General features: G+C 55.5%; 14 protein-coding genes and 1 other annotated feature. Of the genes, 5 read left to right on the top strand and 9 right to left on the bottom strand.

Annotation, left to right across the window (positions count from 1 at the left end; translation table 11 throughout):
• Genes NST23_RS06415 through NST23_RS06400 form a run of 4 tightly spaced genes read left to right on the top strand, consistent with a single transcriptional unit; the run spans position 1 to position 2,808 of the window.
• The gene (locus NST23_RS06415) at positions 1 to 996 is read left to right on the top strand and encodes an iron chelate uptake ABC transporter family permease subunit (protein WP_173596068.1); all 996 of its coding nucleotides are present in this window, start codon (positions 1 to 3) and stop codon (positions 994 to 996) included.
• Position 997: 1 nt separating this feature from the next.
• A complete protein-coding gene (locus NST23_RS06410) occupies positions 998 to 1,777 on the top strand; it encodes an ABC transporter ATP-binding protein (protein ID WP_122962853.1) in 780 nt (259 codons plus the stop codon).
• 25 nt (positions 1,778 to 1,802) lie between these two features.
• Entirely contained in the window at positions 1,803 to 2,309 is a 507-nt protein-coding gene (locus tag NST23_RS06405) for a HugZ family pyridoxamine 5'-phosphate oxidase (protein ID WP_122962852.1), read from the top strand.
• Positions 2,310 to 2,337: 28 nt separating this feature from the next.
• Positions 2,338 to 2,808, top strand: coding sequence for a DinB family protein (locus NST23_RS06400; protein ID WP_122962851.1), 471 nt, complete (start codon positions 2,338 to 2,340; stop codon positions 2,806 to 2,808).
• Positions 2,809 to 2,887: 79 nt separating this feature from the next.
• Here the strand turns inward: NST23_RS06400 and NST23_RS06395 are convergent, their stop codons facing one another.
• The 5 genes from NST23_RS06395 to NST23_RS06375 all read right to left on the bottom strand — a co-directional run bounded on the left by NST23_RS06395 (position 2,888) and on the right by NST23_RS06375 (position 8,001).
• The gene (locus NST23_RS06395) at positions 2,888 to 4,072 is read right to left on the bottom strand and encodes a M20 family metallopeptidase (RefSeq protein WP_122962850.1); all 1,185 of its coding nucleotides are present in this window, start codon (positions 4,070 to 4,072) and stop codon (positions 2,888 to 2,890) included.
• 58 nt (positions 4,073 to 4,130) lie between these two features.
• Positions 4,131 to 5,360 carry a Zn-dependent hydrolase gene (locus tag NST23_RS06390; protein ID WP_173598448.1) on the bottom strand — a complete coding sequence of 410 codons (1,230 nt, stop codon included), beginning with the start codon at positions 5,358 to 5,360 and terminating at the stop codon, positions 4,131 to 4,133.
• Between the two features lie 130 nt (positions 5,361 to 5,490).
• A complete protein-coding gene (locus NST23_RS06385) occupies positions 5,491 to 6,789 on the bottom strand; it encodes an ArsR family transcriptional regulator (protein WP_173598449.1) in 1,299 nt (432 codons plus the stop codon).
• Between the two features lie 72 nt (positions 6,790 to 6,861).
• On the bottom strand, positions 6,862 to 7,398 hold the full coding sequence (locus NST23_RS06380) for an HXXEE domain-containing protein (RefSeq protein WP_242772387.1): 537 nt from the start codon (positions 7,396 to 7,398) through the stop codon (positions 6,862 to 6,864).
• Positions 7,399 to 7,410: 12 nt separating this feature from the next.
• Positions 7,411 to 8,001: a TetR/AcrR family transcriptional regulator gene (locus NST23_RS06375; RefSeq protein WP_173596064.1), complete on the bottom strand. Its 591-nt coding sequence runs from the start codon at positions 7,999 to 8,001 to the stop codon at positions 7,411 to 7,413.
• 133 nt (positions 8,002 to 8,134) lie between these two features.
• Positions 8,135 to 8,399 (top strand) — a binding site (T-box leader).
• A 67-nt stretch (positions 8,400 to 8,466) separates the two neighbouring features.
• On the opposite strand from NST23_RS06375, the gene trpS reads away from it, so the two are divergent.
• The gene (gene trpS, locus NST23_RS06370) at positions 8,467 to 9,450 is read left to right on the top strand and encodes a tryptophan--tRNA ligase (RefSeq protein WP_122962844.1); all 984 of its coding nucleotides are present in this window, start codon (positions 8,467 to 8,469) and stop codon (positions 9,448 to 9,450) included.
• 71 nt (positions 9,451 to 9,521) lie between these two features.
• Here the strand turns inward: trpS and NST23_RS06365 are convergent, their stop codons facing one another.
• The 4 genes from NST23_RS06365 to NST23_RS06350 all read right to left on the bottom strand — a co-directional run bounded on the left by NST23_RS06365 (position 9,522) and on the right by NST23_RS06350 (position 13,877).
• A complete protein-coding gene (locus tag NST23_RS06365) occupies positions 9,522 to 10,994 on the bottom strand; it encodes a sodium:solute symporter family protein (protein WP_173596062.1) in 1,473 nt (490 codons plus the stop codon).
• On the bottom strand, positions 10,991 to 11,194 hold the full coding sequence (locus tag NST23_RS06360) for a DUF3311 domain-containing protein (protein ID WP_122962842.1): 204 nt from the start codon (positions 11,192 to 11,194) through the stop codon (positions 10,991 to 10,993). The genes NST23_RS06365 and NST23_RS06360 overlap by 4 nt, the downstream gene beginning before the upstream one ends.
• A 114-nt stretch (positions 11,195 to 11,308) precedes the next feature.
• Positions 11,309 to 12,514, bottom strand: a complete 1,206-nt coding sequence (locus NST23_RS06355) for a Zn-dependent hydrolase (RefSeq protein WP_173596061.1) — start codon at positions 12,512 to 12,514, stop codon at positions 11,309 to 11,311.
• A gap of 7 nt (positions 12,515 to 12,521) precedes the next feature.
• Entirely contained in the window at positions 12,522 to 13,877 is a 1,356-nt protein-coding gene (locus tag NST23_RS06350; protein WP_173596060.1) for an MmgE/PrpD family protein, read from the bottom strand.
• Position 13,878: the final 1 nt, after the last annotated feature.

The raw sequence follows: 13,878 nt of genomic DNA, 5'->3' as shown, positions 1-13,878 counted from the left end.
GTGAGCCAGAACCACTCAAACAAAAAAACAGTCGTGTTGGGAATCGCCTGCCTGCTGCTTCTGCTGGCTACGCTGCTCTCTGTCGGGCTCGGGAGTGTGCAGCTATCGCTGTGGGAAACAATGACAACGGTACTGGGGCAAGGGACTGAGGCCAACCATACCATCCTGTGGGACATTCGGATTCCCCGCGTTTTCCTTGCGCTCTTGATTGGCGCCAATCTCGCCGCATCCGGAGCGCTGTTGCAGGCTGTCATGCAAAACCCGCTGGCCGATCCCGGGCTGACCGGAGTATCCAGCGGTGCAGCCGTCACGGTTTTGTTCATTATGCTGGTGGTGCCCGGCTATTCCGCTCTCATCCCGCTTTTTGCCATCCTCGGAGGCGGGGTCGCTGCCTTGATGGTTTACATATGGGCCTGGAAAAAGCAGGGGGGCTTCACTCCTGTGCGCATCATCCTGTCTGGTGTCGCCGTCAATGCCGTATTTGGCGGCGTCATCGGCCTGTTGTCCATTTTGTACAGCGACAAGCTGCCAGCGGCTCTGCAATGGATGAACGGGAGCCTGTCCGGGAAAAGCATGAGCGATGTGCTGACGATCCTCCCCTACTCGGTCGCCGGGTGGATCGCCGCTCTGTTATGCATTCGCTCCACCAACATCTTGCGCCTGGGCGAGCAGGTCGCGCACAATCTCGGGCAAAACTTGAATCGGCTCCGCTTCACCTTGTCCCTGATCGCCGTCTACCTCGCTGCCATCTCCGTATCGACCGTGGGACTGGTCGGTTTTGTCGGGCTGATCGTCCCGCACATGGCGCGCATGCTGATGGGCTCCGATTACCGGATGAACCTGCCTTTCGGACTTGTCCTCGGCTCTCTCGTCCTGCTCGTAGCGGATACGCTGGGACGGACGCTTTTTGCACCGCTCGAAATTCCGGCAGGGATCGTCATGGCGATTGTCGGCGGCCCCTACTTCCTTTACCTGATGCGAAAAGGAGGACAGTGAAGTGCTACATGTACAGTCGTTGAATATAAATTACGGGAGCAAACGAATCGTCAACGATTTTTCCCTGACGATCGAGGAAGGGGAAATCGTTTCGATCATCGGACCAAACGGCTCAGGCAAATCGACCGTGCTCAAAGCGATCTCGCGCCTGATTCCTTGCGAGAGCGGCTGTGTGCGCATCGCGGGCCAACTGGCGGACAGCATGAGCATGAAGCAGCTGTCCCGCGTCATGTGCATGCTGTGCCAATCCAACTCCTGTCCCTCGGATGTCACCGTCGAGGAACTCGTCGGATATGGTCGTGTTCCGCACAAAAAGTGGTATGAACGACTCGATGCAAACGATTTTGAAATCGTCGACTGGGCCTTGCAACAAACAGGCATGGACAGCTACCGGAAGCGCTATCTGGCTTCCCTGTCCGGCGGGGAAGCCCAACGAGCCTGGATTGCCATGGCCTTGGCCCAGAAACCGAAGCTTCTCTTGCTCGATGAACCGACAACGTATTTGGACATCGCCCACCAACTGGACGTACTCGAGCTGGTAGCAAAGCTGAATAAGGAATTACAGCTCACGGTTGTGATGGTGCTGCACGATCTGAACCACGCCAGCACTTACAGCGACAAGATTTGCGTCATCAAGGACGGGGACATTCGCGTATTCGGCAAGCCCCAGGATGTCTTTACGATGGAGCTGATTCGCAGCGTCTACGGCGTCGACACGGAAATTCAATATACGCCAGACAGCAAAAGCCCGCGTATCCACGTCCTGAAAAAAGCACAATAATTTACGAAAAGCGAGGGATGCTCGTATGAAAGCAATGGACAAAGAAGCGATGAAGGTTCAGTACCAGACGTTTGCTGCCGGTATGAAAACACTCATGCTCAGCACAATCGACGAGCATGGAACGCCGTTTATCTCCTATGCCCCGTTCGTCAAGCACAACGGAAATTTTTATATTTACATCAGCAAAATCGCCAATCACTACCGTTACCTGGAAGAACAGCCGGGAGTCGATGCGATGCTGATTGAAGACGAATCCAAGACGGCGAATCTGTTTGCCCGCCAGCGCGCCCGCTTCGTCTGCACAGCCCGCAACATCGGCAACACCGGACATGATGAGATATTCGCCCAGTTCGAACAGCGCTTCGGCAAAAGCATGATGGATATGCTGCGCGGCCTCGACTTCTCCCTGTTCGAGCTTGAGCCATCGGAAGGACGCTACGTTGCCGGATTTGGTCAGGCCTACGACATCGACCTGGCCGCGGACAAATTCGTGCACGTCAACCGGGACGGCCATTCCCAATCAGCCAAATAGACATTCACGCCAACAGGAGGGCAATTTCATGACTACATATTCAACTGCATTGACACTGTGGCTCACCATCCAGGAGAGATTCCACAAAACAGCCAAAAGCATGCCGGAAGAAGATTTGAAGCTCCGCATGGGCGCGGCATCCATCGGCTATATGCTCAGACATAACGCCGAGGTGGAATACATGTTTGCCGACTGGTATTTCGGGCAAAGCATCCCGGCAGACGTTCAGCTTTTGACGAAAAACGGGCCTGTCGAGGGAAAAGAATTTACCAACATGCGCGAGCTTGCCGATTTCATGACAGCCTCCAACGACCATCTGCTTGCCGGAATGCAGAACATGTCGGAAGAAGCGTGGACGACGCCTGTGACGACGCCGCTCGGTACGTCGACCCCGCTCGAAGCATTGGGACGCCTCATGTACCACACAGGCATCCACGCCGGACAAATCTCGCAAATTCAGCGAGCGTTCCATGCAAAAGAAAAAGAGCGCACGCATTAAAGCGCCGCTCTACACAAACAAGATCGCCCCTCGTCACGATCCAGCGGACGAAAGGGCGATTTTTTCATTGGCAATTGCGTCAGGACATGACGATTTTTCTGGCTGCGTTCAAAAACATTTTCACGCCGATTTCCAGCGCATCCTCGTCGATGGTAAAGCGCGGATGATGGTGCGGGTAAGTGATCCCTTTTTCCTTGTTTCCGGCCGCGACATAGAAGAAGCAGCCCGGAGCTTTTTGCTGGAAGGCGGAAAAGTCTTCGCCGCCCATCGTCGGACGCATATGCTCGACCCACTCTTCGCCCAGCGCTTCCACGACGACCTCTTCCATCAGACGCGTCACTTCCGCATCGTTGATTACCGGACGGTAGCCGAACTCGTACTTGAACTGATAGCTCGCGCCGTGTGCTTCGGTAATCCCTTTGATCACGCGCTCCATCAGGCCGGGAATGGACTCCCGCAACGTTTGGTCAAAGCTGCGCACCGTCCCGCAAATTTCTACCGAGCCAGGAATGACGTTGTGAGTAGTCCCGCCGACAAACTGCGTGACGGACAGCACCAGGTTGTCGAGCGGATCGGCATTGCGCGAGACGATATGCTGCAAATTGGTTACGACCTGTGCCGCAACGGCGATGCTGTCGATAGTTTCATGCGGAAGCGCGGCATGGCCGCCTTTTCCCACCACAGTGATCCAGAACGTGTCAGGCGCTGCCATCATTGGTCCCGGGCAAATGCCGACTGTCCCGAACTCCATCGTCGCCCACAGGTGCGTCCCGATGACGATATCCACGCCATCCATTACACCTGCCTGCACCATCTCCTCCGCACCGCCTGGAAACACTTCTTCGGCGTGCTGGAACAAAAAGCGCACTTCGCCCTTGATCTGCTCTTTCATGCCGGACAAAATTTTCGCAGTACCAAGCAGCATCGAGGTATGTCCGTCGTGCCCGCAAGCGTGCATCACGCCCGGATTTTTCGAGACAAATTCAAAGCTGTTTTCTTCCGTAATCGGGAGCGCGTCCATGTCCGCGCGCATCGCCAGCACTTTTCCAGGCTCGGAGCCGATAAGCCGCGCCATCACACTGTTTTTCGTCGGTCTGCTCACTTCCAGGTTGCCAAAAGACAAAAGCGTCTCATAGACGAATTGCGCTGTCTTCTCTTCGTGGAAGGACAGCTCGGGATGCTCGTGCAAGTAGCGTCTCCACGCTATGACTTGCTCTTTGACCGCTCCGGCCGCCTGGTTCAAATCTGTCACTGTCGCTGTCATCGTTGTCTCCTCCTCGCCCGGCGAACGGCTTTGGAGCGCCTGCCCGCCTGCCTGCTCTCTATATTTGCTTTGCCAAAGTCAAAACGGTTCGGTACAACACCTTCGCTCCGTCCGCACAATCCTCCATAGTCGAGTATTCCGCCGGATTGTGGCTGATGCCGTCTTTGGAGCGGATGAAAATCATCCCGACCGGACACAAATCGACCAGCTGCATGCAGTCGTGCCCCGCTCCGCTAGGGAGTCGGAACACTTCCAAGCCTTCCGCTGCACAGCCGTCCGCCGCAGCCTCCTGAATGCTGTCCGAGCATACCGCTGGCGCGATCCGCTGCAACAACTCCACTTTCAGCGTCACGTTGCGCTCTGCGCAAATCGCCTTGGCCCGATCGCAAATGCGCCGTTCTACGTCATCGCGAATCAACTCGTCCACATCGCGCAGGTCGAGCGAGAACTCTACCCGGCCCGGAATCACGTTGACCCCGCCAGGAAACGCCTGGATTTGTCCGACTGTCCCGACGCTGGTTCTCGTCCGGGCGGCTTCGTCTTCGATGGCGAGCATCACGCGTGCGGCCGCAGCCAGTGGATCACGGCGCAAATTCATCGGGGTAGCTCCGGCATGCCCTGCCTCGCCTTCCAAAATGAATTTCATCCAGAGCGGCCCCGCTACACCTGTGACGATTCCGACGGACAAACCGCGGCTTTCCAGCACTTTGCCCTGTTCGATATGCAGCTCCACATACGCCTTGACGCTGCCAGGCGCGCGTGCGGCAAGGCCCGTCTGGTCAGGATCAAGCCCGACCTGGCGCATCGCCTCGGCTATGGTGATTCCGTCCTTGTCTGCCTGCTCCAGCTCGCTTCTTTTGATCAGTCCGGCAATCGCCCGGCTTCCGATCATCCCGTAGCCAAACCGCGTTCCTTCCTCGTCCGTCAAAGCAAGCACCTCAATCGGGTGCTCCGTCTCAATTCCCTGCTCATTCATCGTCTGCAAAATTTCCACGCCTGCCAAAACGCCAAGAGGCCCGTCAAAATCTCCGCCATTCGGCACGGAGTCGATATGCGAGCCAACCAAAACAACAGGTGCCGAAGGATTTTTCCCTTCTTTGCGTCCAATCAGATTGCCTACTTCATCCTCGCGAACGTCAAGCCCTGCTTCCTTCATGAAGGAAGCTACGAGATCTTTTGCCGCACGCTCTTCGGGGGTAAACGACAGCCGCGTTATCCCTCCAGCTTCCTGGGCGCCAATCTTGCCCAACTGCCCCAGTCGATCCCACAACCGATCCGCATTGATCATGACGAGTGACTCCTCCCTTATCCAACCGCTTATTAACGGTTGATTTACGGCTATGTCCCTAATTGTATAATAGTCTGTCTATTTTGAAAAGAAAAAAGCGTGTCGCCACGCCTCCCAAATAACGCACTTATCACAAGGAAATCCGGTACACTTTGCGCGGACGGCCGCGCGGATTCGGACTCTCCTCGCCGACGACTTGCGCGATGCCTTTCGACTCCAGCTCGATCAATATCCGGCGGGCGCTGCGTGGCAAAATTTGCATATGCGAAGCCAACTCATGCGCGTTGATCTCTTGCTTGCCCCGCTTTTTCAAAATCGACTCCAGCTTGGACAAAGTCATGACGCTTAACGACGTCAACTGGCTCAGTTCCTGCAACTTTTCCGAGTCGTAGCGATAGGCGATCTGCTCCTCCCGTCCCAGTGGTCCAAGGACGCTTTTGTCGTCCAAAAACACCATCCAGTTGCCAGCTCCCCGCTCCTTGGCGTGAAGAAGTGCCGTGCCGCCGTGAATTTCCGCTTCGTAAGCCGTTTTGCCGATGCCGATGCCGCACGTGACCAGATCGGGGCGAATCCCGAACAGCTCCTCCAGATCGGGAATCGTGGCGTAGTCAGACGTGACCTCCTGCACTTTTCCGCGCGTGGTAAAAATCACGTAGCGCCCCGGCCCGGCCGTCTTCAGCGAGCCTTGCAAATACTTGGCGTAGCGCAAGAGCTTTTCCATCGTCTTGATCTCGGCATTTTGCCATTCATCCGTGGAAAAATTGCCGCCCGCAAGCTCGCGGAACGGATCGATTTCCATCATCTGCACCGCGATCTGCGTATCCTTGAAGTGGAGCATCTCGTGCGTGCGCAAAAGCATGTGGATGACAGACAGCACCCCCGCTTTTGTCGGCACGACGCGATGTACCGGGACACCGCGGCGCAAAAGCTCCAGCTCAGCCGTTCGCAGGCAAGTGACCGCTGCCTTTGTCTTGCCTTCCTGCCATAGCTTTTCGTGAAAATCCGCCAGCTCACTGGCCAAAATCGCGCCCTCGTAATGTTTGAGCCAGCGAAAGCCTTCTGCTATGCCCGCTTCCTGCAAAAAGTGTCCCAGCTCTTCCGCAGTGAACGTGTCGAAGCTCACCTCGTCTACGCGAATCCCGAGCTGGTGGGACAAATGCAGCAACGTTCGGTACAAGCTCGCGCCAATGTGCGGCACATAGGCTGTCGGCACCTGGATTTTGCCCGTCTGGCTCGCCATCGCATGCGGAACCTGGCCGGAAAAAAGCCACATGTCCACCTCGTCCAGGTGCGGCAGCAGCAAATCCGGAATGTCTTCTTCTCTCCAATACACAATCGGCAAGCATTCAATCTCGGGAAACTCCTGCACAGCCGATTCGATGATCGCAAGCGAATCATCCGCGCCGATCACGCCTAGTCGCAGCCTCAATACTCGTCCCTCTTTCACGCTTTTTTCCTAGAATAGCAAAAATTTGCGCCGGCAAACAGCCACCGCCTTCCGTTAACGGGCGACCAGACTGCCTGCTGCCTGCCCGATCCGGTGCGCCGCGTACAAAATGGGCACGACCAGCAAACAGTAAGGCAGCGTGCTCCAGACGAGCGACCATGTGACCAGACCCGCTTCGAACAAGTGGACATACGTGTACACGCTGTAGGGCAGAACCAAAATCACGGCAGTTGCCACGCCAGGTGTGTACGTGCGCAGCGCAATTGTATGCCCGAGATGGGTGAAGACATGCAGAAACATGACGTGCAGGCAGACCAGGAACAACGGCAAATAAGTTCCCTGTGGCAGTGTGGCAGCCGCAAGCACGACCGCAGCAGAGAGGACAGCGAAAATGCACGCGACTGCCACGGCAAACTGTGCGGTACTCATGGACAGAGACGGCTCCAGCCATTTTTGCAGGCCGCGGGGAACCTTTTGCATGATCTGCTCCCGCTTCACCCGGAGCCAGCTTTCGACCATGATGATTTCCTCCAGATCGTGAAAGACAAACACAACCAGCAACAGCCAAATGAGATGCGTCAACTCACCCATGCGCCATCCTCCTCATCGCTTTTCCTGCAAAATTCCGTGCGCCAAAAAGCATACGGCTTCGTCGGCGAGCTGCTCGGGCGGCTTTTCCCCGGTCAGCAAAAAGCGGGCCGTCAGCCGGTAGCATACGGCGACCATCGCTTCTGCGGCCACTTCAGGCGACAAAGCGGCGCGGACGTGTCCGGCAGCCTGATTTTGCCGCAAGTTGGCGCTTACCATCGCTGCCAGCTTGCGGTGCAGCTCCTCTCCTGCTTCCGCCTGATACAGGACAATCTGCGTCAATTCGGGCCGCTCCTGAAAGAACCCAAACAGAGCGACGAGATTTTCGCGCACCTGGTCGAAGACGTCTGCTTTGCCCAACGCCGTTACCTTGCTCCCTCCGTCAGCAAGCTCCCACAGCCGGGAAAAAAATTCGTCCATAAGCTGCTGGTACAGCCCTTCCTTGCTCTCGAAATACTGGTAAAAAGAAGCTTGCGTCAGCCCCGCCGCCTTGACGATGTCGCTCACCCGCGCGCGATGAAACCCTTTCGCCGCAAATTCAGAAGCTGCCGCCGCAAGCAGTCGGCCACGGCTTTGCTCGCCTTTTGGCAATTTGCTCTCCTCCATCTCCCCACCCCCAAAAGTAACTCAACAGTTATATAACTCATGAGTTACTTTTACATTTTTTGGCTTATTTTGTCAATCCCCTCTTGCTTTTTTGATTGGCACTGCGTAAAATGATTGCTCAAAGGGTATCTTTTTAATGGCAATGAGGAAGAAGAGTAGTCATTTTTCGAGACGACAGAGAGCTGATGGTTGGTGCGAATCAGTGTTGAGGGAATGATGAATGGGCTTCCGAGCTCCAAACCGAACCCGGCTTGTTCGCAGCGGCAGTAGGCTTTGGCGTTACGTCCGTACGTTACAAAGGACACCGTATCAAAACGGTACGGAACAAAGCGATTTTGCGCATGATTGTTTCCTGTGCAAAATAACAAGGGTGGCACCACGGTTCATTCGTCCCTGTCCAGGGCGGATGGACCTTTTTGTATTTCCATCATTTATTTCCCCATTTGGAAAGGAGCAGCATCTATCATGAAAACCATTTTTTCCGGTATTCAGCCCAGCGGCATCTTGACCCTCGGCAACTATCTGGGCGCCATGAAGCATTTTGTTCCGTTGCAGGACCAGTTCAACTGCTATTACTGCATCGTCGATCAGCATGCGATCACTGTGCCGCAAGAGCCAGCTGTTTTGCGCGAAAACATTCGTCGTCTCGCAGCCCTCTACCTGGCAGTCGGCCTCGATCCGAACAAAATGACCTTGTTCATCCAATCGGAAGTTCCGGCCCACGCCAAGCTCGGCTGGATCATGCTTTGCACGGCGTACCTCGGCGAGCTGGAGCGCATGACCCAATTCAAGGACAAATCGGACGGACGCGGCGAGTCGATCCCTGCCGGACTGCTGGCGTATCCTCCGCTGATGGCGGCAGACATTCTCCTGTACGGCACAGACCTCGTTCCAGTCGGCGAAGACCAGAAGCAACACCTGGAGCTGACGCGCGACCTGGCAACCCGCTTCAACAACCGTTACGGAGAAATTTTCACCATCCCGGAAGTTCGCCTGCCGGAAACGGGCGCACGCATCATGTCGCTCGCCGATGGCACGAAAAAGATGAGCAAATCCGATCCGAACCAGGGCGGCTTCATCTCCATGCTGGATGACCCGGCTACGATCACGAAAAAAATCAAGCGTGCGCAGACCGATTCCGACAGCGCTGTGCGCTATGACAAGACAGAAAAGCCAGCTGTCTCCAACCTGATGACCATCTACTCGCTCTGCTCCGGCAAATCGCTGCAAGAGATCGAAGCGATGTACGACGGCAAAGGCTACGGCGCTTTCAAGACCGACCTGGCCGAAGTCGTGGTGGAAACATTGCGTCCGATCCAGGAGCGCTACGAGCAGCTATTCCACTCCTCCGAGCTGGATGACATTCTCTCTGCCGGAGCCAAAAAAGCCAATGATGCTGCCAACGAGATGCTGCACAAAGTCGAAACAGCGATGGGCATGGCTCGCTGACCGACAGCAAGAACCACGCAAAAAACGGGCCGGGATATATCTCCCGACCCGTTTTCTTTTGGCAAAGGCGACTACGAATACTGCGTTACTTGCTTCGCATCGGCCGCCTTTTTGGTAACGAAGCTGACAGCAACCATGACGAATATGTTGACCACGAGAGCGAAAACCCCGTTGTTCAAATCCTGAATCCACTGGGGGAAGCCCGCGAACAGCATGGCCATGGTCGTTTTGGTGAACGTCATGTACAAGACGATTCCTACCCCGAAGAAAATGCCCAGGAACGCCCCTTGCTTCGTAATCTGGTTACGCTTCATCAAGCTGCAATACAGGGCCGGAGCCAATTGGGTCACCAAACTGAACGAGGTGAGGTACAAAGTGGCAAGCGTGTTGTTCTCGCCCAAAGCCATCATCGTGCACACGAGGGACAGGACGATCACGAAGCTTTTGGCAATCAAGGCAGAGTTGGCCCCTTCGGCCTTGGGAAACATGTAACCGTATACATTCTTCGTCAGCATCGTAGCCGCAGACATCAGCATCATGGAGCCGGGCACGAGGGTAGCCAACAAGCCTGTAGCACCGATGATGCCCACAAACCACGGATCAAACGTCTTCATCGACAGGCGCAAAAGCGCGTAATCGCCGTCTGGCCCCGTAAGTCCAGGCACTTGAACGATGGCGGTAAAGCCGACAAAGTAGACGAACAAAATCATGATCGCATAGAGCGGAAGCAAAATGGCGTTGGTGCGGAATGTCCGCGCATTTTTGGCTGCGAAAATCGTCGGTGCGTTATGCGGCCACATGAAGTAGCCGAAAGCGCTGATCGCTACGGTGGAGATGAACCAGGAGAGACTCATGCCTTTGTCCGGCAAGGTCAAAATCCCTTCCTTGGCCGCACTGACCGTTTCAAACATATGTTGAAAACTGCCATGGTAATGCACGGGCAAGTAAATACCGAGGAACAGGATGACAAAGAAAATCAGAAAGTCTTTCACCGTGGAAGTCCAGGCAGAACCGTGGATGCCGGAAATCATGACGTAAACGACCAAGGCGATCATCCCGATCCAGATCGCTACGGTAGGAGAAATCGCTCCGTACGAAGTGGCGGACACCAGTATACCCATCGACTTGAACAACAGAACAATATAAGGGACAAGGGCGACTACGCCGACAATCGTCACAAACACGCCCAACACGGGACTGTTGTATTTGACGGCAAAAAATTCGGATTGGGACACGAGGTTGTGTTTCTTCGCGAACCGCCAGATCGGGGGCAACAGCCAGTAGGACGTAATCGCGCCCAAAGTCGTGAAAGCGATCAGATAAAAGCCGACTGCGCCTTTGGAATAAGCCAGACCGCTCGTGCCGAGCAGGGTAAAAATCGAGTACGTCTCACCCGCCAACAGCAGGAACACGAAAATACTGCCGAATCCCCTGCCGCCAATCGCCCATTGCTCCATGCTCATGTCTTTTCCCCTGCGGGCCATGATGCCCAGCAACAGACTGACGAGTAACGCCCCGAAGATGATCCACATCGCGCTGTTCATTCGGTTTCCTCCTCTTGTTTGTTAATCGGATCGAGCTTGAAAATGATCCACATGATGACAGAGGACATAATCGTCCAGAAAAAGAACCAGAACAGCAGGAAAGGAAGTCCGAAAACGAATGGTTCCATTCGGTTGACAAATCCTGTGCCGACAAGAATTGCCAGAAACGGCAGCAAGCCGAGCAAATAATACACTTTCATCGATGTAGCCCCCTTTTCGTGGCAGGCAACAGGAGACCAGCCGCCCGGTCCGGTCGTTTACAGCCGTTCCGGTAAAAATGGCCAGCGCTCCGTTCGCCTGCTCTGTGACTGTTTTTATTGGGCCTGTCCGTATGTTTTCATCAACAAATGCAGTGTTTCCAGCATGACATTGGCTCCAGCCTCAATGTCTTCCCAAGACGTAAACTCATCCGGATGATGGCTAACCCCGTCCTTGCTGGGAACGAAAATCATGCCGACGTCGGTAACAGCCGTCAGCGAGTTGGCATCGTGATTGGCCCCGCTGAACATGTACTGGTAAGACTCGCCTAGTTGCTGGCACGCTGCCTCTATGTTCGCCTGAATCCGCGGCGAGAGCGCATTTGGCCGCTTTTCCACGTCCACCTCGATCCGGGCCGCGATATTGGCTTGCGACCAGTTCCGAATCTGCTCCTCAATCCCCTTCATTTCCTCCCAGTTGCTGCCGCGAATTTCAATGTTGAGATCGGCTTCGCCTGGCACGACGTTTGCCAGATTGGGCGAAATAGCTATTTCGCCAACCGTTGCCACAATATCGCTGTTCGCTGCGACAGCGAGCCTGTTGACCTCCTGGATCAAGCGCGCCGCATCAAGCAAGGCGTCATGGCGCAGATGCATCGGTGTCGTGCCGGAGTGGCTGGCCCGCCCCTTAACTTTCACGGCTAGTCTCAGGATTCCCGCAATGGCTGTCACAATGCCGATTCGCTTTTGATTGGTTTCCAAAAGGGCGCCCTGCTCAATGTGCAGTTCCAGATAGCAATGGTAGTCGTCTTTACTGCGCTTGGCGCCTGCAACGTCGCACCATGTAAAGTTCAACTGACGCAGTTTTTTGTCAAAATCTTCCGACTGTTCGATTGATCCTGCGACTGCTCTGCTGCCAAATGTGCCTCCGAGAAGATTGGCTTCCTCGCCTACAAAACCAACCAGTTCTAGCGGCACTTCCGGCAGGCTGCCTGCTTCCTGCAATGTCTGGATACATTCCAGTCCGACGATGACGCCGAGCGCTCCGTCGTACAATCCGCCGTTTGGCACCGTATCGAGGTGGGAGCCAAACACAATGGCGGGTACTCCCGCAGCTCCCCACCGACCAGTCACGTTTCCCAAGCTGTCTTCGTTTACCGTCAGCTTCAGTGCGGACATCTTTTCTTGCAGCCAGGCAAGCGCCCTTTTTTCCTCGGCGGAGTAGGCCAGCCGGGTATAGCCTGCTGTTCCTGCATTGGCAACCGCGCCCACTTCCATCAAGTTGTTTTTCAACCGTTCGAGGTTGATGCGCATTCGTGTCATGTTGTCTTCATCCTTCCACTGACCAACTTTCGATCCGCTCCAGCCATTCGCCGACGGACGTTCGCTCTGGTAGCAGCAAGGCTTCTGCGATCATCTTGCTGGATACATCCGCCTTCCATCGTCCGAGCATGCTGGTAAATTTGTCGCGCAGCAATTCCGTTGGAAACGGCTGATCGAATCCCCCCGATGCCGCATCGACGTAGACGCTTTTCGTTGTGCCTTCGCGCGTCGCAACCGTCACTCTCGCCGCACGCTTGGCTGGCAGCAGCGCCGTCATTTCCGCACTTTCCGTCACGCGTATTTTTTTTGCCAGCTCGCGGACAGAACGGTCTTGGAACAGGGCCCCAGAGAAGCAATCGTACAGCGAATGGCCGTGGATGAGCACGGAGAGCAAAAACGGGATGGAAAACTTCGCCGCCAAAGCGTTCGCCGGATCTGGATCGTCTAGGCGGGCCGCCAAACCGTACGTCTCTACTTGCACGAAGTCGATCTGCGCTGCTTGCAGCTCCATTTCTTGCTGGAGAGCAAGCAGGGCATCGATTGCGGAATGGGAAAAACGGCAAGACGGGTATAGCTTGAAGTAATTTTTGTTCAACAAGGGCGGTGCCCACAAATCCGTCTGGAACAGCTCGTACCGGATGCCTTTGGACAAAATCGTTCCCCACAGATGGTCGACGACATGCTCGCTGCTTGCAAAACCGGCCGCCTGGAACTCCCACGCCTGCAACGCCAGAAAACTGCCGATCCCGGCATACAGATTGCGAACCGTCATCCCCGTGACGGCTGCTTCCCAAGACGTTGCCAGCGGGAGCGAGGCAGCGAGCAGCGCCGCCTCGATGATTTGCTGCCTGGACTTTTTTTGCAAAAGGCCGCTGGCAACCGCTCCCCCGACAATTCCCCACGTTCCGTGCGGGTGCATGTCGTCATTCATGTTGCTCGCATAAGCCAGACGCGCTGCTACTTCATAGCCAATGGCAAAGGCACGGATCAGTTCTGCGCCTGACGCCTTGTGCTCCAGGGCGGTAATCAGGGCAGGCGCGAGCATGTGCGCCGCAGGATGCCCTTTTGCAAACTGGTTGCCCTCATCCAGCTCATTCGTTACGATCGCGGTGCCGTACAGCATCGCTGCCTGCGCACTCGTCGTATACAATCCGGTTCCAAATACGGGAACGGCGTGCAGCTCGTCCCGCTCGGCAAAAGCCACGTTTTCCAAATAAGCGCTCAGCTCTGGCGAAGCGAAGCCGTAGCAGGCAGCAAACAGCGTATCCGCAATCATCCACGTAGCCCGCTCGATCGTCTCGGCAGGGATGTCTTCCGGCCGCAAGTCGAGCAGTTCGCTCAACATGTCTGTAAATCGCTCCATG

Origin of the sequence: Brevibacillus sp. FSL K6-0770 (assembly GCF_038000275.1) — a bacterium.
Classification (GTDB): Bacteria; Bacillota; Bacilli; order Brevibacillales; family Brevibacillaceae; genus Brevibacillus; species Brevibacillus parabrevis.
The sequence above is the reverse complement of the archived record's forward strand: the minus strand, read 5'-3'. Positions and strand labels throughout refer to the sequence as shown.

What these genes read in the sequence shown, in the direction of transcription:
- NST23_RS06405 (WP_122962852.1), top strand. Translation starts at nt 1,803, where the DNA reads ATGAAAGCAATGGACAAAGAAGCGATGAAGGTTCAGTACCAGACGTTT.
- NST23_RS06400 (WP_122962851.1), top strand. Translation starts at nt 2,338, where the DNA reads ATGACTACATATTCAACTGCATTGACACTGTGGCTCACCATCCAGGAG.
- NST23_RS06395 (WP_122962850.1), bottom strand. Translation starts at nt 4,072, where the DNA reads ATGACAGCGACAGTGACAGATTTGAACCAGGCGGCCGGAGCGGTCAAA.
- NST23_RS06390 (WP_173598448.1), bottom strand. Translation starts at nt 5,360, where the DNA reads ATGATCAATGCGGATCGGTTGTGGGATCGACTGGGGCAGTTGGGCAAG.
- NST23_RS06380 (WP_242772387.1), bottom strand. Translation starts at nt 7,398, where the DNA reads ATGGGTGAGTTGACGCATCTCATTTGGCTGTTGCTGGTTGTGTTTGTC.
- NST23_RS06375 (WP_173596064.1), bottom strand. Translation starts at nt 8,001, where the DNA reads ATGGAGGAGAGCAAATTGCCAAAAGGCGAGCAAAGCCGTGGCCGACTG.
- trpS (WP_122962844.1), top strand. Translation starts at nt 8,467, where the DNA reads ATGAAAACCATTTTTTCCGGTATTCAGCCCAGCGGCATCTTGACCCTC.
- NST23_RS06365 (WP_173596062.1), bottom strand. Translation starts at nt 10,994, where the DNA reads ATGAACAGCGCGATGTGGATCATCTTCGGGGCGTTACTCGTCAGTCTG.
- NST23_RS06360 (WP_122962842.1), bottom strand. Translation starts at nt 11,194, where the DNA reads ATGAAAGTGTATTATTTGCTCGGCTTGCTGCCGTTTCTGGCAATTCTT.
- NST23_RS06355 (WP_173596061.1), bottom strand. Translation starts at nt 12,514, where the DNA reads ATGACACGAATGCGCATCAACCTCGAACGGTTGAAAAACAACTTGATG.
- NST23_RS06350 (WP_173596060.1), bottom strand. Translation starts at nt 13,877, where the DNA reads ATGGAGCGATTTACAGACATGTTGAGCGAACTGCTCGACTTGCGGCCG.